The sequence below is a fragment of the Streptomyces sp. NPDC048191 genome, from assembly GCF_040652655.1.
Taxonomy (GTDB): domain Bacteria; phylum Actinomycetota; class Actinomycetes; order Streptomycetales; family Streptomycetaceae; genus Streptomyces.
Map to the genome: position 1 here is coordinate 78,361 of NZ_JBEZMO010000010.1, position 20,477 is coordinate 98,837.

The 20,477-nt window shown below is 72.1% G+C and carries 17 protein-coding genes; 7 read left to right on the top strand and 10 right to left on the bottom strand.

Translation table 11 applies throughout. From position 1 onward, the window contains the following. Positions 1–3 precede the first annotated feature (3 nt). The 4 genes from AB0D93_RS18585 to AB0D93_RS18600 all read right to left on the bottom strand — a co-directional run bounded on the left by AB0D93_RS18585 (position 4) and on the right by AB0D93_RS18600 (position 4,321). Complete coding sequence (locus tag AB0D93_RS18585) at positions 4–1,284, bottom strand: MFS transporter (RefSeq protein ID WP_362120514.1); 1,281 nt, start codon at positions 1,282–1,284, stop codon at positions 4–6. Beyond that, the gene (locus AB0D93_RS18590) at positions 1,281–2,594 is read right to left on the bottom strand and encodes a GH1 family beta-glucosidase (RefSeq protein WP_362120516.1); all 1,314 of its coding nucleotides are present in this window, start codon (positions 2,592–2,594) and stop codon (positions 1,281–1,283) included. The genes AB0D93_RS18585 and AB0D93_RS18590 overlap by 4 nt, the downstream gene beginning before the upstream one ends. A gap of 147 nt (positions 2,595–2,741) precedes the next feature. Then, positions 2,742–4,136 carry a glycosyltransferase gene (locus tag AB0D93_RS18595; RefSeq protein ID WP_362120519.1) on the bottom strand — a complete coding sequence of 465 codons (1,395 nt, stop codon included), beginning with the start codon at positions 4,134–4,136 and terminating at the stop codon, positions 2,742–2,744. Then, a complete protein-coding gene (locus AB0D93_RS18600; RefSeq protein ID WP_362120521.1) occupies positions 4,133–4,321 on the bottom strand; it encodes a hypothetical protein in 189 nt (62 codons plus the stop codon). The genes AB0D93_RS18595 and AB0D93_RS18600 overlap by 4 nt, the downstream gene beginning before the upstream one ends. Before the next feature lie 266 nt (positions 4,322–4,587). Between AB0D93_RS18600 and AB0D93_RS18605 the strand changes: the two genes are divergently transcribed. Next, positions 4,588–5,892: a UDP-glucose/GDP-mannose dehydrogenase family protein gene (locus AB0D93_RS18605; RefSeq protein WP_362120523.1), complete on the top strand. Its 1,305-nt coding sequence runs from the start codon at positions 4,588–4,590 to the stop codon at positions 5,890–5,892. Positions 5,893–5,923: 31 nt separating this feature from the next. Here AB0D93_RS18605 and AB0D93_RS18610 read toward each other — a convergent pair whose 3' ends face one another. Next, positions 5,924–6,190 carry a protealysin inhibitor emfourin gene (locus AB0D93_RS18610; RefSeq protein ID WP_362120525.1) on the bottom strand — a complete coding sequence of 89 codons (267 nt, stop codon included), beginning with the start codon at positions 6,188–6,190 and terminating at the stop codon, positions 5,924–5,926. Between the two features lie 20 nt (positions 6,191–6,210). Beyond that, positions 6,211–7,281: a M4 family metallopeptidase gene (locus tag AB0D93_RS18615; RefSeq protein ID WP_362120527.1), complete on the bottom strand. Its 1,071-nt coding sequence runs from the start codon at positions 7,279–7,281 to the stop codon at positions 6,211–6,213. A gap of 339 nt (positions 7,282–7,620) precedes the next feature. Here AB0D93_RS18615 and leuA point away from each other — a divergent pair, with 339 nt between their 5' ends. The 6 genes from leuA to AB0D93_RS18645 all read left to right on the top strand — a co-directional run bounded on the left by leuA (position 7,621) and on the right by AB0D93_RS18645 (position 15,615). Beyond that, positions 7,621–9,342: a 2-isopropylmalate synthase gene (leuA, locus tag AB0D93_RS18620; RefSeq protein ID WP_362120529.1), complete on the top strand. Its 1,722-nt coding sequence runs from the start codon at positions 7,621–7,623 to the stop codon at positions 9,340–9,342. 184 nt (positions 9,343–9,526) lie between these two features. Next, on the top strand, positions 9,527–10,213 hold the full coding sequence (locus tag AB0D93_RS18625; protein WP_362120531.1) for a TerB family tellurite resistance protein: 687 nt from the start codon (positions 9,527–9,529) through the stop codon (positions 10,211–10,213). A 238-nt stretch (positions 10,214–10,451) separates the two neighbouring features. Next, complete coding sequence (locus tag AB0D93_RS18630; protein WP_362120533.1) at positions 10,452–12,530, top strand: MMPL family transporter; 2,079 nt, start codon at positions 10,452–10,454, stop codon at positions 12,528–12,530. A 6-nt stretch (positions 12,531–12,536) separates the two neighbouring features. Next, positions 12,537–13,724 carry a histidine kinase gene (locus AB0D93_RS18635; protein ID WP_362120535.1) on the top strand — a complete coding sequence of 396 codons (1,188 nt, stop codon included), beginning with the start codon at positions 12,537–12,539 and terminating at the stop codon, positions 13,722–13,724. A gap of 50 nt (positions 13,725–13,774) precedes the next feature. Further along, positions 13,775–14,386, top strand: a complete 612-nt coding sequence (locus tag AB0D93_RS18640; RefSeq protein ID WP_362120832.1) for a response regulator transcription factor — start codon at positions 13,775–13,777, stop codon at positions 14,384–14,386. 92 nt (positions 14,387–14,478) lie between these two features. Then, positions 14,479–15,615, top strand: coding sequence for a sialidase family protein (locus AB0D93_RS18645; protein WP_362120834.1), 1,137 nt, complete (start codon positions 14,479–14,481; stop codon positions 15,613–15,615). Here AB0D93_RS18645 and AB0D93_RS18650 read toward each other — a convergent pair. Genes AB0D93_RS18650 through AB0D93_RS18665 form a run of 4 tightly spaced genes read right to left on the bottom strand, consistent with a single transcriptional unit; the run spans position 15,612 to position 20,473 of the window. Next, entirely contained in the window at positions 15,612–16,538 is a 927-nt protein-coding gene (locus AB0D93_RS18650; protein ID WP_362120537.1) for a dihydrodipicolinate synthase family protein, read from the bottom strand. The genes AB0D93_RS18645 and AB0D93_RS18650 overlap by 4 nt on opposite strands. A 1-nt stretch (position 16,539) precedes the next feature. Further along, entirely contained in the window at positions 16,540–17,544 is a 1,005-nt protein-coding gene (locus AB0D93_RS18655) for an ABC transporter ATP-binding protein (protein WP_362120539.1), read from the bottom strand. Continuing rightward, entirely contained in the window at positions 17,541–19,517 is a 1,977-nt protein-coding gene (locus AB0D93_RS18660) for a dipeptide/oligopeptide/nickel ABC transporter permease/ATP-binding protein (RefSeq protein ID WP_362120541.1), read from the bottom strand. The genes AB0D93_RS18655 and AB0D93_RS18660 overlap by 4 nt, the downstream gene beginning before the upstream one ends. Next, the gene (locus AB0D93_RS18665) at positions 19,517–20,473 is read right to left on the bottom strand and encodes an ABC transporter permease (RefSeq protein WP_362120543.1); all 957 of its coding nucleotides are present in this window, start codon (positions 20,471–20,473) and stop codon (positions 19,517–19,519) included. Before AB0D93_RS18665 ends, AB0D93_RS18660 begins: the two co-directional genes overlap by 1 nt. Between the last annotated feature and the right edge of the window lie 4 nt (positions 20,474–20,477).

The window sequence follows — 20,477 nt, forward strand, 5'->3', positions numbered from 1 at the left end:
GTCCTACTCGACGCCCCGGATCCGCCTCACCAGCACCGCTCCCGCCAACCCGATCACCGCCGACACCAGGTACAGCACCCGGTAGCCGCCCAGGTACGTCACGATCGGGGCGGCCAGGGCGGGGGCGGCCACCTGGGGGAGGGCGTTGGCCACGTTGATCACACCGAGGTCCTTGCCCCGGTCCAGCGCCTTCGGCAGGACGTCCGTCATCAGGGCGAAGTCGACGGAGGTGAACACGCCGAAGCCGACGCCGAGGACGGCCGCCGCCACGATCGCGCCGGGCCAGGTCTGCCAGCCGGCCAGGGCCGCCGTCGCCACCGCCATCAGCACGCCCGACCAGACGACGAACGGCTTGCGCCGGCCCACCCGGTCCGACCAGACGCCGCCCGCCACGACGGTCGCCATCAGCGTCAGGCTGTTGACGGCCGTCAGGACCAGCACACCCCGGTCGGGGTCGGGGCGGTGGAGCCGGTCGCGGAGGTAGTAGAGGAGGTACAGCAGGACGAGGGAGTTGCTGAGGTTGATCAGGAACCGGGTCAGCCAGGCCCAGCCGAGGTCGGGATGGCGGCGCGGGCTGAGCCAGAAGCCCGCCAGGAAGCCGCGCCAGGACCAGGGCGGGCGGTCCTCCGGGGGCAGCCGCAGATCCTCGTAGTGCAGGACGTACGGCAGCACGCCGACCGCCGTGAACACGGCGCACGCCGCATACCCGGCCCCGGTCCCGCCCGCCACGGTGGCGAGGCCGGTGCCGCCGACGACGCCCAGGATCTGCGCGGCCCCCAACCAGCCGCCCACCGCGCCCCGTTGGAGCCGGGGCACCCGGTCCGGCACGGCCGCCGTCACCGCCGCGAACGCCGCGTTCAGCGTGAGCTGCACCAGGCACCACCCCGCCGCCATGGACCACACCCCGCCCGCCCGCGCGAGCAGCAGCAGGGACAGCGCCCCGCCCGCCGACCCGGCCACGATCCACGGCGTACGGCGGCCGGGAAGGGCCGTCGTACGGTCGGACAGGGCGCCGAAGAACGGGTTGGCGAACAGCGAGACCACCGCGCCGGCGCCGGTCACCCAGGCCAGCATCGCCTCCTTGGACATCCCGGAACCGGGTGCGAAGTCCCCCGCCTGGGAGGCGAGCAGGATCTGCAGCGGGCCGAACCAGCCCACCCAGATCGCCCCGTTGGCCAGGGCGAGGGCCGCCGTCCAGCCCCGGCCCACCGGTTCGACGGGGTCGGCCAGCGCGGCGGGGGCGCGGGCCGTGACGCGCTCCGTACCGTCGTCCCGCGCCGTCATCCCTGGGCCCGGAGCATGTCCCGGAACCAGTGGTAGGAGGCCTTCGGGGTGCGCTTCAGCGAGGCGTAGTCGACGTGCACCAGACCGAAGCGGCGCCGATAGCCCTCGGCCCACTCGAAGTTGTCCATGAGGGACCACACGAAGTAGCCGCGCACGTCCACGCCGGCCTCCAGCGCGGTGTGCAGGGCGCGGAGGTGGGCGTCCAGATAGGCGATGCGGTCCTGGTCGTCGAGGCCCTCGTAGGAGCAGCCGTTCTCGGTGATGACGATCGGCGGGAGCTTGTCGCCGTACGTCTCGCGGAAGCCGCACAGCAGCTCGGTGAGGCCCTCCGGGACGATCGGCCAGCCGAAGTCGGTGACCGGACGGCCCTCGATCTCCCGCACGGAGAAGGGGAGTTCGGCGGGCAGGGCGAGACCGCCGTACTCGGTGTCGGTGCCGCCGGGCGCTCCCACCCGGGTCGGCGCGTAGTAGTTGATCCCGTACCAGTCGACGGGCTCGGCGATGACCTTCAGGTCCTCCTCCACGTCGCCCGGCATCAACGCGCCCATCCCCTCCGGGTACGCGCCGAGGATGACCGGCTCGGCGAACAGGCGGTTGAGCAGGACGTCGTAGAAGCCGGCCGCCTCCACGTCCGCCGGTTCGGCGGAGGCGGGCCAGGTGGGGCCGTGGGAGTTGGCGATGCCGACGTCCGTCGCACCGGCGGCGCGCAGCGCCCGTACCGCGAGGCCGTGGGCGAGGAGCTGGTGGTGGGCGACCGGGAGCGCGTCGAAGAGCAGTTGTCTGCCGGGGGCGTGGGCGCCGAGGGCGTGGCCGAGGAGGGTGTGCTCCGCGGGCTCGTTGAGGGTGATCCACTTGGTCACGCGGTCGCCGAGCCGCGCGGCCACCACGGACACGTGGTCGGCGAACCGGGCCGCGGTGTCTCGCTGGAGCCAGTCGAGCGAGGCCGGCAGGTCCCAGTGGAAGAGGGTGGGCACGGGCCGTACGCCCGCCGCGCAGAGCTCGTCCACCAGGCGGTCGTAGAAGTCCAGGCCGCCGGGGGAGTTGACACGGGGCCAGGAGACGGAGAAGCGGTAGGCGTCCACGCCGAGGCCGGCCAGGAGGGCGACGTCCTCCTGGTAGCGGTGGTAGTGGTCACAGGCCACCGCCGCCGTCGAACCGTCCTTCACCCGCCCCGGTTCGGCCGTGAACACGTCCCACACGGATTGCTCGCGCTCCCCGGCGGCCCCTTCGATCTGGTGGGCCGAGGTCGAGACACCCCACACGAAGTCGTCCGGGAAGCGGGGCATCTGCTCGCCTGTGTCAGTCGCCATGGCCGGATCATCCTTACCCGCGGTAACCGAAGTCAATGGTCGGTTGAGGGGAGGTTCGACCGGCGCCCGCGCCGTCGCTTCGGTCAGTACGCCGGGACGCCCGTCCCGCGTGGGACGGGCGTCAGGCGGCCCTTTGGGACGACGAGGTCACGCCGAGCCGGTCGGCACGGCGTCGGCGAGGGTGACCTCGGCGCCGTTCTGCCGGGTCCCCCATCCGGTCTTGGCACAGGTGAGGATGCCGTACCAGCGCAGCCAGCGCAGGACGGTCCAGGCCAGGACGATGGCGGCAGGCATGGCGAGCCAGGTCAGGGCGCGGGAACGGATGCGCTCGTCGGACCTGATGATGCTGAGGTAACGCAGCCCCTGGGCCCAGCCGATGAGGAACGGCACGACCAGCATGCTTCTGGGCGGCAGGTTGCCGTAGGCGAGCGGCTCGACGACGAGCATCCAGAGGGTGACCATCTGGGTGAGGACCATCTGGATCCAGCGCATGGTGTGCAGCCAGAACGCTGGGCGACCGGGGGTGAGGTAGCGCATGCGCCAGATGGAACGGATGGTGGAGCCGCGCATCCACCGCAGGTACATGCGGTTGAAGTGGGACCACTTCTCCGGCATGGCGGTGAAACAGATGGCCGAGGGTTGCTGGACGGTCAGTCCACGTTCCTGGGCGTAGAGGGTGAGCATGCTGTCGTCGGAGAAGTTCACGGGCCGCCCCATGAACGTCTCGTTCAGGTAGCCGTCCAGGTTGTCGCGGATGATGTCCGCCCGGTAGGCCGCCAGCGGACCGGAGTTGACCATGACGGCGCCGACCGCGGACTGACCGGAACGGTCGACGAGTTGGCAGACGACGAACCACAGGTCGGTGATGCGTACGAGCCAGTTCGCGCGGTTGTTGGTCGCGATGACGATGCCTGCCACCGACTGGACCCGCGGCCTGGAGAAGGGGACGAGGACTTGCTCCAGAGCGGCGGGCGCGAAGCAACTGTCGCTGTCGCAGGTGATGTAGATGTCGGCTTCGGGGCTGACCCGGACGGCGTGCGCCTGGGCGTGGCGCTTCCCGCCGTTCGGCACGCGCTGCCAGGTGGTGGCGATACCGGCGTGCTGTGCGGCCCGCTCCCACCAGAGGCGGACATCGGCGTAGTCGGTGTTGGTGGAGCCGTCGTCGACGATGTGCACGGAGTCGGGCCTGCGGGTCTGGCGCAGGAAGGACTCGAGGCCCAGCCGGAGGTAACCTGGGTCCTCGTTGTAGACCGGCACCAGAATGGCCACGTGCAGGGCATCCAGCTGCCGGGCGATACGCGGGCTGAGCTTGCGCGGACGCTCGAGGTGATACATGAACGTCTGCAACAGGAAGATCAGGAACAGCGACACCCATACGACGGTCAGCCGATTCTGGCTCCGGCCGTCGCGCGCGAACGTGCCGAGCGCGTGGTAACCCGCCCAGGCGGCGGCCGCGAGCATGACGACGATCCCCATCAGGATCGTTGCGGACCGGTGCTGATGGGCCGACAGCACCGGTTCCGTGGTGTGGCGAGCGCTCACCGGTCGCGACGAGAGGAACGATTCTGCATCGCGCCTCCCTGCCCGACGGCGCCCTGACCGGCCGCCAGGTCGCGGCGATAGCGGACGCGCACCACGAGGATGGCGCCGACCACCACGGCGACGGCGGCGGCGACCATCCAGCCCCCCAATGGATAGGTGATGCCGCCGATGACGAGGGCGGGCATACCAGTCTGCGCAAGCTGACCGTGTCCGGACATAACTCCCCCCAAGGAGACGAGAGAACATCAGTGCAGGAGGTGTGAAGATCCTGTAAGAGATGTGTATAGCATGTAAGTAATTGAAAGTGGTACTTGGTCACGGGGAGATCACGCGGAGACAAGCCCGCAGGTAACGGCGATGTGAGTATCCGTAAGCTCCATCGCCACGTGTCCGAGACGTCCGGCCTCCCCGCCTCAGCCGTACCGCCCTCTTACTGTTCTGGAGCCTGATCATGCAGGGCAGCGCCCGCAACATCGCCGTCTTCGGCGCCGGTTACATCGGCCTGGTCACCGCCGCCTGCCTCGCCCGTCTGGGGCACCGCGTCACCGTTCGCGACATCCAGCCCGAACGTGTACGGCTGCTGCAGGCCGGGGACGTGCCCATCTACGAGCCCGGCCTCGGCGAACTGCTCGCCGACAACAAGGAGTCGCTGACGTACACCCTGGACGCGGAGGAAGCGGTCCGCGACGCGCACGTCGCGTACATCTGCGTCGACACGCCTCCTACCGCTTCGGGCGACGCCGACCTGTCCCGCGTCTGGTCCGTCATCGACAGCCTTCGCGGCGCCACCCATCTGGCGGCGGTGGTGGTGAAGTCCACCGTTCCCGTCGGCACCGGAGCCCGCATCCGCACCGCACTGGACAACGCGGGCCTGCCGCACGTGGGCTACGCCTCGAACCCCGAGTTCACCGCGGAAGGCCGGGCCGTCACCGACTTCCTCCGACCGGACCGCATCGTCATCGGCGCCGACGATCCCGGCACCGCCGAGCTGGTCGCCGGCCTGCACATCGGCATCGACGGGCCTGTGCAGACGATGGACGTCGCCTCTGCCGAGATGGTCAAGCTCGCCTCCAACGCCCTGCTGGCCACGAAGATCACATTCATCAACGAGATCGCCACGGTCTGCGAGGCGACGGGAGCCGACGTCACGCGAGTCGCCGACGCCGTCGGCCTGGACCATCGCCTGGGCCGCCACTTCCTCAACGCCGGTCTCGGGTACGGGGGCTCCTGCTTCCCCAAGGACTCCCGCGCCCTGCGCGCCATGGCCAGCAACTCCGGCTACTCCTTCCAGCTCCTCAACGCCGTCATCGAGGTCAACGACCTCCAGCCCCGCCGCGCCGTCCAGCGCTTGAAGACCGAACTCGGAACCCTGCGCGACAAGCGTGTGGCCCTGCTCGGCATGACCTTCAAGCCGGGCACCGACGACATGCGAGAAGCCCCCAGCACGGTCCTCGCGTCCCGCCTCCTCGCCGAGGGGGCCACGCTCACCTGCTGGGACCCGATGGCCCGGCCGGCCGACACCGCACCCTGGAACCAGGCCGAGCGCCGGCCCAGCGTTCTTGAAGCCCTCACCGGCGCCGACGCCGCCGTCATCGTCACGGAATGGCGCGACCTGCTCGACACCGACTGGGCAGCGGCCCGAAGCCTCATGTGCACCCCCGTCCTCTTCGACGGACGCAATCTGCTCGACCCTTACACCCTGGGGCAGCTCGGTTACACCTGCATGAGCGTGGGGCGCGCCACGATCCGGCCGTGAAAGGGTCCCGGTCGCCCGTCCGGGACGGCCGCTAGGCCCCCTCCTTCAGCACCCGGGACACCAACTCCCGCTGTTCCTCGGTCAGCCGGGGGTCGGCCGCGTACACCGTGCGGCCGTCCACGGTGATCTCGTACCGGAAGCCGTCCGGGACGCCGACGGGCGGGGTGCCCTGGCCGGACGCGAGGACGCGTTCGGCCAGGGCGTGCCACGTGGAGGCGTCGGGCCGGCCCGAGGTGTCCACCTCGGCCCGGCGCTCGATGCCCGCGAAACCGCCCGTGCGCCGTACTTGGATACGCATGGGGACTGTCTAGTACGGAACTACAGCGTCCGCACCCCGACCTGTTCCCATGCCTTCTGCACGGCCTGGGGCTCGTCGCCGGCGCCGTACCGCTCCCGTGCCGCCTTCACCGTCAGCGTGGCGAAGTCGGCGAACAGCGCGTCCGACTTCAGCGCGCCCCCGGTCAGCACGTCGTACCAGATCTGCCCGGCCTTCTCCCAGGAGTTCCCGCCGATGGCCGTCGCCACCAGGTAGAAGGCGTGGTTCGGGATGCCCGAGTTGATGTGCACGCCGCCGTTGTCGCGGCCGGTGCGGACGTAGTGGTCCATGGACGCCGGCTGCGGGTCCTTGCCGAGGTTCGGGTCGTCGTACGCCGTTCCCGGCGCCTTCATCGAGCGCAGCGCGGTGCCGTGGACGTGGGGGGCGAGGAGGCCCGCGCCGATCAGCCAGTCGGCCTCGGCGGCGGTCTGGCCGAGCGTGTACTGCTTGATCAGCGAGCCGAAGACATCGGAGACCGACTCGTTCAGCGCGCCGGACTGCCCGAAGTACTCCAGGTTCGCGGTGTGCTGGGTGACGCCGTGGGTGAGCTCGTGGCCGATGACGTCGACCGGGATGGTGAAGTCGAGGAAGATCTCGCCGTCGCCGTCGCCGAACACCATCTGCTCGCCGTTCCAGAAGGCGTTGTCGTAGTTCTGGTCGTAGTGCACGGTGGCGTCCAGCGGCAGCCCGTTGTCGTCGATGGAGTGCCGGCCGTACGCCTTCAGGTACAGCTCGAAGGTGGCGCCGAGACCCGCGTAGGCGCGGTTGACGGTGGCGTCGGAGACCGGGTCGGCGCCCTCCGCGCGGACCTGTGTGCCGGGCAGGTCCTGGGTGTGGTGGGCGTCGTAGATCGTGCGGTGCGGCTGGTCGGCGGCGGCGCCTGCCGGAGCGGCGACGGAGGGCGCGCCGATCACCGTGGTCAGACGGCGCTTGGTGCGCTGGAGGGCGTCGTGTTCCAGGGACCGGCGGGCCGGGCCGGAGAGCGCGGGGTCCTCGGCGCGGGCGAGCTTGTCGAGGACGTGCGGCGGCACGATCGTGCAGAAGACGGGCTCGAAGCCCCCGTTGGTCGTCATGCCCCGCACCATTGCACTCCGTGATGCCGGTGTCACTAGGGGCCACCATGATTGGTGAAATACCGGGACAGGGAACGCCACGCTCCGTGACGATGTGGTACGGCGCACTTTTTGTCCCTTTTGCTCCCACGGTCCCGCATACTGGAACGCGTCCCCGCGTCCGGGGCGGCTCGGCTAGGCTGCGACGCATCATGCGTTTCGGGCTGCTTCTTCTTAGCTGCCGCGGCGAGGGCCTGTAGTCACGAGGCCGACTCCCTCCCCGCGGAGCTTTGGCGTTGTGTCGTCGGCCGTCCACCCGGACATCCGGATCTCCGGACACCCCAAGGAGCCCACGCCCTCATGGCCAACCGCCAGCAGCCCAGTTCCATGCCGATCCACAAGTACGGCCGCTACGAGCAGGTGGACATCCCGGACCGCACCTGGCCGGACCAGCGGATCACCGCCGCCCCCCGCTGGCTCTCCACCGACCTGCGCGACGGCAACCAGGCACTGATCGACCCGATGTCGCCCGAGCGCAAGCGCCGGATGTTCGACCAGCTGGTCAAGATGGGCTACAAGGAGATCGAGGTCGGCTTCCCCGCCTCGGGCCAGACCGACTTCGACTTCGTGCGCTCGATCATCGAGGAAGAGGGCGCGATCCCGGACGACGTCACGATCTCCGTGCTGACCCAGGCCCGCGAGGACCTGATCGAGCGGACCGTGGAGTCCCTGAAGGGCGCCAAGCGCGCCACGGTCCACCTGTACAACGCGACGGCTCCCGTGTTCCGCCGGGTGGTCTTCCGCGGCTCCAAGGACGACATCAAGCAGATCGCGGTGGACGGCACCCGCCTGGTGATGGAGTACGCCGAGAAGCTGCTGGGCCCCGAGACCGAGTTCGGCTACCAGTACAGCCCCGAGATCTTCACCGACACCGAGCTGGACTTCGCGCTGGAGGTCTGCGAGGCGGTCATGGACGTCTACCAGCCGGGCCCCGGCCGCGAGATCATCCTCAACCTGCCCGCCACCGTGGAGCGTTCGACCCCGTCCACGCACGCGGACCGCTTCGAGTGGATGAGCCGCAACCTCTCCCGCCGCGAGCACGTCTGCATCTCCGTCCACCCGCACAACGACCGCGGTACGGCCGTGGCCGCGGCCGAGCTGGCCCTGATGGCCGGCGCCGACCGCGTCGAGGGCTGTCTGTTCGGGCAGGGCGAGCGCACCGGCAACGTCGACCTGGTCACCCTGGGCATGAACCTGTTCTCCCAGGGCGTCGACCCGCAGATCGACTTCTCCGACATCGACGAGATCCGTCGTACGTGGGAGTACTGCAACCAGATGGAGGTCCACCCGCGCCACCCGTACGTGGGCGACCTGGTCTACACGTCCTTCTCCGGCTCCCACCAGGACGCCATCAAGAAGGGCTTCGACGCCATGGAGGCCGACGCGAAGGCCAAGGGCGTCACGGTCGACGACATCGAGTGGGCGGTGCCGTACCTGCCGATCGACCCGAAGGACGTCGGCCGCTCCTACGAGGCCGTCATCCGCGTCAACTCGCAGTCCGGCAAGGGCGGTGTCTCCTACGTCCTGAAGAACGACCACAAGCTGGACCTGCCGCGCCGGATGCAGATCGAGTTCTCCAAGCTCATCCAGGCGAAGACGGACGCCGAGGGCGGCGAGATCACGCCGAAGGAGATCTGGGCGGTCTTCCAGGACGAGTACCTGCCGAACCCGGACAACCCGTGGGGCCGCATCCAGGTCAGGACGGGTCAGTCGACGACGGACACCGACGGCGTCGACAGCCTCACGGTCGAGGCGACGGTCGACGGCGAGGACACGGTCCTGACCGGTACCGGCAACGGGCCGATCTCGGCCTTCTTCGACGCCCTGCAGTCCATCGGCATCGACGTACGCCTGCTGGACTACCAGGAGCACACGATGAGCGAGGGCGCCTCCGCGCAGGCCGCCTCCTACATCGAATGCGCGATCGACGGCAAGGTCCTGTGGGGGATCGGCATCGACGCGAACACGACGCGTGCGTCGCTGAAGGCGGTCGTCTCCGCGGTGAACCGCGCGACCCGCTGACCTCTCTGACCGGGCATTTCGCCGCCCTGGCCGCTGCGTACGGCGGCCAGGGCGGCGTCGTTTCTCGGCCATCGAACGCCCGAGGTCACGGAAAGGTCTCTTACGAGGTACTGACTCAGCCTTGGTGATGTGGCTAACATCACGCCAATGCGGCGATGTTGCCGCGCGGTTACGGAGGTGCGACGTGCTGCCAGTACGGGGACGAGACGGCCGGGCCCTGCGCTTCCTGGGTGCGCGTACCGCATGGACACCCGTCGGGGACGGGGAGTTCTACTGCCCCGGTTGCGGAGGCGACCGCAACTACCAGCGGCTCACCGGCCGCCGACGGCTCACCCTGCTCGGGGTGCCACTGTTGTCGCGCGGAACGGCCGGACCGGTCGTGGAGTGCGCCTCCTGCCGCCACCACTACGGCACCGACGTCCTGGACCACCCCACCACCCGCCGCTTCTCCGCGATGCTCCGCGACGCCGTGCACACCGTCGCCCTCGCCGTGCTCGCCGCGGGCGGCACCTCCTCCCGTACGGTCCTGGAGACCGCCGCCGGCGCCGTGCGCGCGGCCGGCTTCGACGGCTGCACCGAGGAACAACTGGCCGCTCTGGTCGACGCGCTCGCCGCCGACACCGGCCGGGTCCTCGGCGCCGAGTGCGGCACGAGCCTGACCATAGAGCTGCACGAGGCCCTGGACCCGCTCGCCCCGCACCTCGCCCCCGCCGGCCGCGAGTCCCTCCTCCTCCAGGCCGCCCGCATCGCGCTCGCCGACGGCCCCTACACCCCGGCCGAACACGACGCCCTCGCCACGGTCGGCGCGGCCCTGACGATCCGCGCCGACGACGTCTCCCGCCTCCTGGCAGCGGCCCGGACGCCGTCCTGATCCGCGGGGCCGCCGGGCGCGAGTCACTGCTGTCCGGTGTGTGTCCCGCCCGTGGCGGGGTGGTGTGAGGGCGGGCGCCTCCAGACGTGCGCCCCGGTACTCCCCGGGGAGTAACGCCAACCCGACACCGCCTCGGGCAGTACCCGTGAACTCGCTCCCGCGTCCGACGTTTTCCGGCCACTTCGCCGGAAGTCTGGAAGCCGATCCAGACATCCGCAGCGGAGGGGAGGCCCGATCCATGGGATCCGTGGGGGCCGTGACAACACGGAGGGGCCGGGGGCTGCCCTGGCTGGTCGTCGGACTGTGGGCGGTGCTGCTGGCCGTCGCCGGGCCGTTCGCCGTCAAGCTGGGCGACGTCCAGCACGACCGGGCCACCGACTACCTGCCGGCTTCCGCCGACTCCACCCAGGTCGCCGAGCTGCAGGACCGGCTGCCCGGCGGCGAGACCACCGAGCTGGTCCTCGTCTACCACCGGGCGTCCGGTCTCACCGCCGCCGACCGGACCACCGCACGGACCCAGCTCGCCGGGATCGCCGAGCACCACCGCCTCACCGCCCGCACCCCGCGGGGCGTCCCGTCCGCCGACGGCACCACCCTGATGTACCCCGTCTCCAGCAACGAGCCCGGCACGGACGAGAAGAAGCGGAACGACTTCGTCGACGACGTACGCCGCCTCGCCCACGGCCAGGGAGGGCTGAGCGTACGGGTCGGCGGGCCGGCCGCCCTCGCCACCGACGCCTCCGGCGTCTACGCCTCGCTCGGCGGGCCCCTGCTCTACACCACGGTCGCCGTGGTCGCGATCCTGCTCGTCCTCATCTACCGCAGCCCCCTGCTGTGGCTGGTCCCGCTCGTCGTCGCGGGCCTCTCCGACTTCCTCGCCCGCGCCGCCGCCTACGGCCTCAACCAGGCCTTCGGCACCACCGTCTCCGGCCAGAGCGCCGGCATCATGACCATCCTCGTCTTCGGCGCCGGCACCGACTACGCCCTGCTCCTCGTCTCCCGCCACCGCGAGGAACTGCGCCGGCACGAGCGCCCGTACGACGCGATGCGCGCCGCCCTGCGCGGCTGCGGGCCCGCCGTCCTCGCCTCCTCCGGCACGGTCGCCGCCGGACTGCTCTGCCTGCTCGCCGCCGACCTCAACTCCAGCCGGGGCATGGGCCCGCTCGGCACGGTGGGCGTGCTGTGCGCGCTCGCCGCGATGCTGACCCTGCTCCCGGCCGTCCTCGTCCTGCTCGGCCGCCGCGTCTTCTGGCCGCTCGTACCCGCCCACGGCAGCACGCCCAAGGCCCGCCGTTCCCTGTTCGCGGCGATGGGCTCCTCCGCCGGGCGCCGCCCGCTGACCGTCCTCGCCTCCGGCACCGTGCTGCTCGGCGCGCTCGCGCTGGGCGCCCTCGGCCTGCCCGGCGCGATCAAGCAGCTGGACACCTTCGTGGACCGGCCCGAGTCCGTGACCGCGATGGAGACCGTGGCCAGGGCCTACGCGGAGCGGTCCGCGCAGCCCATCGAGATCATGACCCCGGCCGGGCGGGCCGACGCCACCCTGGCCGAGGCCAAGGGCACCAGGGGCGTGGCGGACGCCCGCGCGGGCCGTACCGGCGGGGGCTGGACCGAGATCACGGTGTCCGCGTCCGCCCCGCCCCAGTCCGCCGCCGAGACCGCCACCATCGAGGCGCTCCGGCACCGGTTGCCCGGCTCCCACGTCGGCGGACCCAGCGCCCAGCAACTCGACCTGAGGGACACCGGCGCCCGGGACCGCGTGGTCGTGGTCCCGCTCGTCCTCGCCGCCGTCCTGCTGATCCTGGTCGTCCTGCTGCGCTCCCTCGTCGCCCCGCTGCTGCTGGTGGCCGCCGTGGTCGCCGTCTGGGGCGCCGCGCTCGGCCTCGGCGGGCTCGCCTTCGGGCCGCTGTTCGGCTTCCACGGCACCGACCCCGGCCTCGGCCTGCTGTCCTTCGTCTTCCTGGTCGCCCTCGGCGTCGACTACGGCATCTTCCTGATGCACCGGATGCGGGAGGAGGCACTGCGCGGGGCGGCGCCCGGCGACGCCGCCCTCACCGCCCTGCGCACCACCGGCGGGGTCATCGCCTCCGCCGGGCTGGTGCTCGCGGCCACCTTCGCGGTGCTGACGAACATGGGCCTGGTGCCGCTGGTCGAGCTGGGCTTCGTCATCGCCGTCGGCGTCCTGCTGGACACCTTCCTGGTCCGCACCTACCTGGTGACCAGCGCGAGCGTCGCGCTCGGGCGCAGGGTGTGGTGGCCCGGCCGGCTGTCCCGCCCGGTCCCGGACCCGGCCCGCGTGCCCGAGCCCGTGGACGCGTAGCGGAAGATGAGTCCCGTGCAGGCACCCGTCACCGCGTCCCGGCCCGGCCGGACCCTCGCGTCCCTGGATCCCCAGCGCCAGGACGCGCTCCTGGCCGCCGCCCTCGCCGCGCTCGCGTCCGGCATCGCCGTCACCGTCGGCAGCGGCCGGCACCCGGACGCGCTCGGCTGGGCGCTGCTGCTCGGCCTGCACGTCCCGCTGGTCTGGCGCCGGCGGGCCCCGCTCGCCGTGCTGGCCGTCATGATCACGCTGATCGCGACCTACCACCAGCTGGACTACAACCACTCGGCGCCCACCGCCGCCTCGATGGTCGTCCTCTACACGGTGGCGGTGACCCACGGCCCCCGGCGCACGGCCCTGATCGGCGCCGCCGTCGTCCTGCTGATGCTGCTCCTGAAGATCCGCCACGGCATGGCCGGGGTCCAGGTGAGCTTCCAGATCACCGGCTGGATCGTCTCCATGCTGGTCCTCGGCGGGTACCTCCGCGTCCACCGCGAGAACGCCGCCGCCGCCGTGGAACGCGCCGAACGCGCCGAACGCACCCGCGAGGAGGAGGCCCGGCGCCGGGTCGCGGAGGAACGCCTGCGCGTCGCCCGTGACCTGCACGACCTGCTCGCCCACACCATCACCCTCATCGGTGTGCAGACCTCGGTCGCGGCACACGTCCTGGAGGCCGACCCCGAGCGCCTGGACCGTACGGCCGTCGCGAAGGCCCTCGACGACATCGCCGAGACCTGCCGCACGGCCCGCGGCGAGCTCCGTACGACCCTGGAGGTGCTGCGCGACCCCGGCGCGCCGGACGCCCGCGGCCCCCTGCCCGGTCTCGAAGGCCTCGCCGAACTGGCGAAGTCGACGGGCGCCCGGGTGGAGCTGACCGTCCGGGGCGACGGGGTGCCGCCGGCCGTCGGCGCCGCCGCCTACCGGATCGTGCAGGAGGCGCTCACCAACGCGGTACGGCACGGCGGCCGGGCCGACCTGACCGTGCGCGTGGGCGTGTACGAGGAGGAGAGCGCCCTGCGTGTCCACGTCGTCGACGACGGCACGGGCGGCGCCGGCGACGGTCCACCCGGCTTCGGGCTCGCCGGGATGCGGGAGCGGGCCCGCAGCGTCGGCGGCACGGTCGACGCCGGACCCCGCGTCGACGGCCGGGGCTTCCAGGTGAGCGCCGTACTGCCGCTGCGGGAGACGGCGTGATCAGAGTGCTGCTCGCCGACGACCAGACCCTGGTGCGGGCCGCGTTCGCGATGCTCGTGGAGTCGGCGCCGGACATGGAGGTCGTCGGACAGGCGGGCACCGGGCGCGAGGCCGCCGACCTCGCCCGGACCGGGCGCGCCGACGTGGTCCTGATGGACATCCGCATGCCCGGTCTGGACGGCATCGAGGCGACCCGGCTGATCGCCGCCGACGAGGACCTCGCCGGGGTCAGGGTCCTGGTGCTCACCACCTACGACACCGACGAGCACGTGGTGGAGGCGCTGCGGGCCGGTGCCTCCGGATTCCTGGTGAAGGACACCCGGCCGGCCGACCTCCTCGACGCGATCCGTACGGTCGCGGCGGGGGAGGCACTGCTCTCGCCGGGCCCCACGGCACGCCTGATCGAGCGGTTCCTGCGCAGCCCCTCGGTACCCGTGACCGGCGGCCCCGAGTGCCTCTCGGACCGGGAGCGTCAAGTGCTGACCCTGGTCGCGCGCGGCCTCAACAACGCGGAGATCGCCGACGTGTTGGGGCTGAGCCCGCTCACCGCCAAGACCCACGTCAGCCGGATCATGGGCAAGCTCGGCGCCCGGGACCGCGCCCAGCTGGTGATCGCCGGCTACGAGTCGGGGCTGGTGGTTCCGGGGAACATGGGCGGGTGACACCGAAGCGCCGCACCCTGCTCGCCGTCCTCGCGCTCCTCACCCCGCTCGGCGCCTGCCTGCGCACGGCGGGCTCCGCCCAGGCGCGCCCCCTGACCGCCCGGGCGGCCACCGCCCACGCGGCACCGGCGCGCGCGTACCCCGGCTGCGTCTCCTCCGTCCCGTACGTCTCGGGGCGCGGCGGGTACGCCGTCTACCGCATCCCCGCGGTCGTGAAGACGCGGCACGGCACCGTGCTGGCCTTCGCCGAGGGGCGGCGGGACGGGGCCGGCGACAGCGGGGACATCGACGTGGTGCTGCGCCGCTCCACCGACGGGGGCTGCACCTGGGGACCGCTCACGGTGGTGGCCGCGGGGCGCGGGGACACCCGGGGCAACCCGGCACCGGTCGTGGACCCGCGTACCGGTGCCGTCGTCCTGGTGACCTGCGCCAACAGCGGAAGGGCGACGGAGGAGCAGGTCCGGCGCGGGGAGGCGGACCGCCGGGTCTTCGTGCAGCGCAGCTGGGACGACGGCCGCCGCTTCACGCCCCCGGCGGACATCACGGCACAGGTGAAGCGGCCCGGGTGGCGCTGGTACGCCACCGGTCCCGGCCATGCGGTGGCCCTCACCCGGGGCCGGTACGCCGGCCGCCTGCTCGTCCCCGCCAACCACTCCGTCGCCCCGACCGCCGGTTCCGCCGGACGCGGACCCCGGTACGACGGCGGGCACGCGCTCTACAGCGACGACGGCGGCCGCACCTGGCAGCTCGGTTTCGTGACCGGCACCCACAACGGCGTGACCAACACCAACGAGACGACGGCCGCGCAACTCCCGGACGGCAGGCTGTACTTCAACGCACGTGACCAGTACGGCACCGCCCCCGGCAACCGCCTGGACTCCTACTCCGGTGACGGCGGCCGGTCCCTGGACCGGCCCTACGCGGTCCAGCCCACCCTCAACGACGTGCCGGTCGTCCAGGGCAGCGTCCTGCAACTCCGCGGGCCCGGAGCCCCGTTGCTGTTCTCGGCGCCCTCCGTGCCGACCGCCCGCCGCGCCCTGGCGATCTGGTCCAGCACGGACTTCGGCCACACCTTCGCCCGGCTGCTCACCCTGTCGAACCGGCCCGCCGCCTACTCCGACCTCGTACAGCTCGGCCACCACACGCTCGGCGTCCTGTACGAGACGGGCACCGCCCACAGCTACGACACCCTGGAGTTCCGCAGACTGTCCCTGACCGGCAGGCCTTAGAGCAGCCCGGCCGCCGCCAGGAACTTGCCGACCCGTTCCGTCTCCTCGCCGGACAGCGGCACCTGCGGTTCGGCCGTCACCGGGCAGTCGATGACGCCGCGCAGATGCAGCGCGGCCTTGAACGCGCCCAGCGCCGACGAACTGCCGCCCATCCGCGCCGGATCCCCGGCCGTGACCATCCCGAACAGCGCGCACAGCCGCTCCTGCTCGAGCCGTGCCCCCTCCCAGTCCCCGGCACGGCACATCCGGTACAGCCGGACGTATCCGTGCGGGTCGACGTTGGCCAGCCCCGGCACCGCCCCGTCGGCGCCCAGCGCCAGCGCGGAGTCCACGACCAGTTCGGAGCCGGTGAGCACGCTGAACCCGGAGTGCGTGCGGGCGCCGGTGACGATCTCGCGGAAGGCGGCCAGATCCCCGCTGGAGTCCTTGATCCCGGCCAGCACCCCGTCGGCGGCCAGGCCCAGCACCACGTCGGCGGGGAGCTTGGTGTGCACGGCGACGGGGATGTCGTAGGCGATGACCGGCACCGTGGAGGCGGCGGCGATCCTGCGGTAGTGGTGGACGATCTCGGAGCGGTGGGTGCGGGCGTAGAAGGGCGCCGTGACGACCACGGCCTCCGCTCCGGCCGCCGTCACCGCCCTGACGTGGTCCAGGACGCGCGGGGTGGTCATGTCGATGGCGCCCGCCAGGACCGGCAGCTGTCCGCCGACATGGGCCACGACCGCCTCCACCACCTGCCTGCGCTGGCGGTCCGTCAGGAACGCTGCCTCGGACGTCGACCCGAGCAGGAACAGCGCGTGCACCCCGCCCTCCACCAGATGGCCGACCAGCCCGAGCAGCGAGGGGACGTCCACCTCGCGTTCCGGTGTCAGGGGCGTGCAGACGGGCGGGACGACACCGGTGAGCGGGGCGGGGAAGGGCATGTCAGGGCTCCTGGCGTGCTAGGTCGCGGGTCGATTCCTCCTCCTGGACAGGATGGTGGCACCGGTAGCGGTGTCCGGGCCGTGACGCGGCCGAGAAGTCCGGCATCACCTCGGCGCACACCTCGTCCGCCTTCCAGCACCGGGTGCGGAACGGGCAGCCGCTGGGCGGCCGGGTCGCCGAGGGCACCGGCCCGGTCAGCGGGATCGGCTCGATGGGGTCCAGCAGACCGGGCGTGGCCGAGAACAGGGCGCGGGTGTACGGGTGCCGGGCGGCGTCGGTGACCCGGTCGGCCGGGGTCTCCTCCACGATCCGCCCCAGGTACATCGTGATCACCCGGTCGCTCATCCGCCGTACCGTCTGGATGTCGTGCGAGACGAACACCAGGGCGAGACCGAGCCGTTCCTTCAGGTCCAGCAGCAGGTTGAGGATCTGGGCGCGGACCGACACGTCCAGGGCGCTGGTCGGCTCGTCGGCGACGACCAGGGCCGGGTCCAGGGCGAGCGCGCGGGCGATGGCGACGCGCTGCCGCTGCCCGCCGGAGAGCTGTCCGGGCAGTGCGTCGGCGAGGGCCCGGGGCAGGCCGACCAGGGCCATCAACTCACCCACCCGGTCCTCCCGTTCGGTGCCGGTCCCGCGGCCGTGGACGTCCAGCGGGTCGCGCAGGATCCGGCGTACCGTCAGCCGCCGGTTCAGCGCCGTGGACGGGTCCTGGAAGACCATCCCGACGCCCGCGCCGACAGTGGCCCGGCGCTCGGCGGCCGGCATCGTCCACAGGTCACGGCCCTGGAAGGCCACCGTTCCGGAGGCCGGCCGCTGGATGCCGACCAGCACCCGTGCCAGCGTCGACTTCCCGCACCCCGACTCGCCGACCACGCCCACCGTCTCCCCGGCGGCGACGGTGAGGCCGGCGCCGGTCAGGGCGTACACCCGGTCGCGGCTCAGCAGGCCGCCGCTGCGTGCCTTGTGCACCACATGCGCGTCCCGGACCTCGACGACAGCGGTCACTGCAGCGCCTCCTCGTTCTCCGCCGACGCGGGGCGCACCGCGGGGTGGTGGCAGGCGGCCGTGTGGGTGGCCGTACCGGTGAGGACGGGAGCGGCGACGTGGCACACCTCGGTCGCCAGCGGGCAGCGGTCGGCGAAGCGGCAGCCCGCCGGGAAGTCGGCCGGGGCCGGTACGACGCCCTTGATCTGCGTCAGCCGTTCCTCGGCCGACTCCAGCGACAGCACGCTGCCGAGCAGACCGCGCGTGTAGTGGTGGGCCGGCGCCGCCACCAGGTCGGCGGTGACCCCGCTCTCCACGATCTGCCCGCCGTACATCACCACCACCCGGTCGGTGACGTCGGCGACCAGCGCCAGATCGTGCGAGACCAGGATCAGCGCGAAGCCCAGCTCCGCGCGCAGCCGCAGCAGCAGTTCCATCACCTGGGCCTGCACGGTGACGTCCAGGGCGGTCGTCGGTTCGTCGGCGACGATCAGCCGTGGGTCGCGGGAGAGAGCCATGGCGATGAGCACGCGCTGACGCTGGCCGCCGGACAGCTCGTGCGGATAGCTGCGCAGGGTGCGGTCGGGGTCCAGGCCGACCAGCTCCATCAGTTCACGCGGACCGCGCCGGCCGCCGCGCCGGACGAGCTGCTTGAGCTGGGCGCGGATGGTCATCGCCGGGTTCAGTGAGGACAGGGCGTCCTGGTAGACCATCGCCATCTCGTGCCCGAGCAGCCGCCGCCGCGCCCGCACCGGCTCCGCGAGCAGGTCCCGCTGCCGGAAGCGGACCTGGCCGCCGATGCGCGCGCCCCTCGGCTGGAGCCCCATGACGGTGAGCGCGGTCAGCGACTTCCCACACCCCGACTCGCCCACCAGGCCGAGCACTTCCCCGGGGTACACCTCGAAGCCGACCTCGGCGACGATGTCCACGCCACGGTGCCGGTCCGGGAAGCCGATGGTGAGGTTCTCCACGGCGAGCACCGGCTGCCCGCCGCGGCCGGGCAGCGGCCGGGCCCGGGACCGCAGCCGCCGGGCGGCCTCGGTCAGTCCGGGCAGCCGCAGCACCTCACCGCTGCCGGGCTCCGGTGCCTGAAGCCGGTCCGCGGGTGCCCGCACCTCCCTGGGCGCCGGTGCGGCCCACGCGTCGGAGACGCCCTCGGAGAGGATGTTCAGCGACAGCACGGTCATGAGGATCAGCAGACCGGGGAAGACGGTCGCCCACCAGCCGCCGGTCAGCACCATGTTCTTGCCGTCGGCGATGACACTGCCCCAGGACGGGTCCGGCGGCCGGACACCGGCGCCGATGAAGGACAGCGACGCCTCGAACACGATCGCCTCGGCGACCTGGACCGTGCAGAACACCAGCACCGGGGCGGCGCAGTTGACGGCCACGTGCCGCAGCACGATGTGCGGGGTGCGGGCGCCGATCACCCGTTCCGCCGTGACGTAGTCCTCGCCGTACTGGTCGAGGACGTTCGCCCGTACGACCCGCGCCACCGGCGGCGTGAACAGGAAGGCGATCGCGCAGATCAGCACCCCGATGCCGCCGCCGAACACGGCGACCAGGACGGCCGCGAGCGCGATGCCCGGGAACGCCATGACCACGTCCAGGCAGCGCATCAGCGTCTCGTCGACCGCCTTGCGGGAGGTGGCGGCCACCGCTCCCGTGACGGCGCCCACGACCAGGGCGAGCGCCGTCGCCCCCAGCCCGATCGCCAGCGACCACCGGGCGCCGTACATCAGCCGGCTCAGGATGTCCCGGCCGAGGCTGTCCTGCCCGAGCCAGTGCGCGGCGGACGGATGCCCGCTGCCGCCCACCGGGTCCTGCTGGTCCAGCGGATCGTCCGGGGCGAGGACCGGGGCGAGTACGGCGACCAGCACCACCACGGCCAGCAGACAGACGGCGATCTTCGACAGCGGTGGCAGCCGGCGCCAGCCGCGCAGCCGGACGCCGGGCCGGGTGAGCCGTTCGGCAAGACGCGCACGCGTGACCATCAGGCCGCCCTCAGACGTGGGTTGACCAGCAGATACAGGATGTCGATGACGAGGTTGACGACGACGAACCCGGTGGCGGTCGTCAGGACCACCCCCTGCACCACCGCCGGGTCGCCGTTCTGCACCGCGTCGATCATCAGCTTGCCCATGCCGGGCAGCGAGAAGATCGTCTCGATGACGACGGCACCGCCGAGGAGGTAGCCGACCCGCAGCCCGAGCACCGTCAGCGGATTGACGAGGGCGTTGCGCAGGACGTTGCGCCCGACGACGACGCGGGGCGGAAGCCCGCTCCCGACGGCCGTGCGGACGTAGTCCTTGTCCAGTTCCTCCACGACCGAGGTGCGGACGATCCTCGTCAGCTGCGCGGCGACCGGCAGGGACAGGGCGAAGGCGGGCAGCGCCATGGTCTTCAGCCAGCCGGTGACCGAGTCGGCCGGGTTGATGTAGCCGCCGGTCGGGAACCAGCCCCGGTCCACGGCCAGGTACTGGATCATCAGCAGTGCCAGCCAGAACCCGGGCGCGGCCACCCCGACCAGCGAGACGACCCGGATGACCTGGTCCGGCAGCCGGTCCCGGTACACGGCCGCCGTCACCCCGCCCGCCAGCGCCAGCACCACCGCGACGGCGAGACCGAGGAAGGTCAGCTGGAGGGTGAGCGGCAGCGCGGTGGTGACCTGGTCGGCCACCGGCGCCCGGGTCAGGGCGCTGGTGCCGAGGTCGCCGTGGAGCAGAGCGCCGACGAAGTGGACGTACCGCACCGGGAGCGGGTCGAGCAGGCCGTTGCGCTCCCGGAAGTCGTGCAGTTGCTGCGGGGTCGGGTTGGCACCCTGGAAGAACGCGGACGCCGGGTCGACGTCCGAGAACCGCATCACCAGGAACACGAACAGCACGATCCCGAGCATCAGGGGCACGAGCAGCGCGATCCGGCGGAGCAGGATCCGTGCGACGGCCGTCATGCCG

Coding starts and splice junctions, on each gene's coding strand:
- AB0D93_RS18590 (WP_362120516.1), bottom strand. CDS start 2,594: ATGGCGACTGACACAGGCGAGCAGATGCCCCGCTTCCCGGACGACTTC.
- AB0D93_RS18650 (WP_362120537.1), bottom strand. CDS start 16,538: ATGCCCTTCCCCGCCCCGCTCACCGGTGTCGTCCCGCCCGTCTGCACG.
- AB0D93_RS18635 (WP_362120535.1), top strand. CDS start 12,537: ATGAGTCCCGTGCAGGCACCCGTCACCGCGTCCCGGCCCGGCCGGACC.
- leuA (WP_362120529.1), top strand. CDS start 7,621: ATGGCCAACCGCCAGCAGCCCAGTTCCATGCCGATCCACAAGTACGGC.
- AB0D93_RS18605 (WP_362120523.1), top strand. CDS start 4,588: ATGCAGGGCAGCGCCCGCAACATCGCCGTCTTCGGCGCCGGTTACATC.
- AB0D93_RS18665 (WP_362120543.1), bottom strand. CDS start 20,473: ATGACGGCCGTCGCACGGATCCTGCTCCGCCGGATCGCGCTGCTCGTG.
- AB0D93_RS18660 (WP_362120541.1), bottom strand. CDS start 19,517: ATGGTCACGCGTGCGCGTCTTGCCGAACGGCTCACCCGGCCCGGCGTC.
- AB0D93_RS18610 (WP_362120525.1), bottom strand. CDS start 6,190: ATGCGTATCCAAGTACGGCGCACGGGCGGTTTCGCGGGCATCGAGCGC.
- AB0D93_RS18585 (WP_362120514.1), bottom strand. CDS start 1,284: ATGACGGCGCGGGACGACGGTACGGAGCGCGTCACGGCCCGCGCCCCC.
- AB0D93_RS18630 (WP_362120533.1), top strand. CDS start 10,452: ATGGGATCCGTGGGGGCCGTGACAACACGGAGGGGCCGGGGGCTGCCC.
- AB0D93_RS18640 (WP_362120832.1), top strand. CDS start 13,775: ATGCTCGTGGAGTCGGCGCCGGACATGGAGGTCGTCGGACAGGCGGGC.
- AB0D93_RS18615 (WP_362120527.1), bottom strand. CDS start 7,281: ATGACGACCAACGGGGGCTTCGAGCCCGTCTTCTGCACGATCGTGCCG.
- AB0D93_RS18600 (WP_362120521.1), bottom strand. CDS start 4,321: ATGCCCGCCCTCGTCATCGGCGGCATCACCTATCCATTGGGGGGCTGG.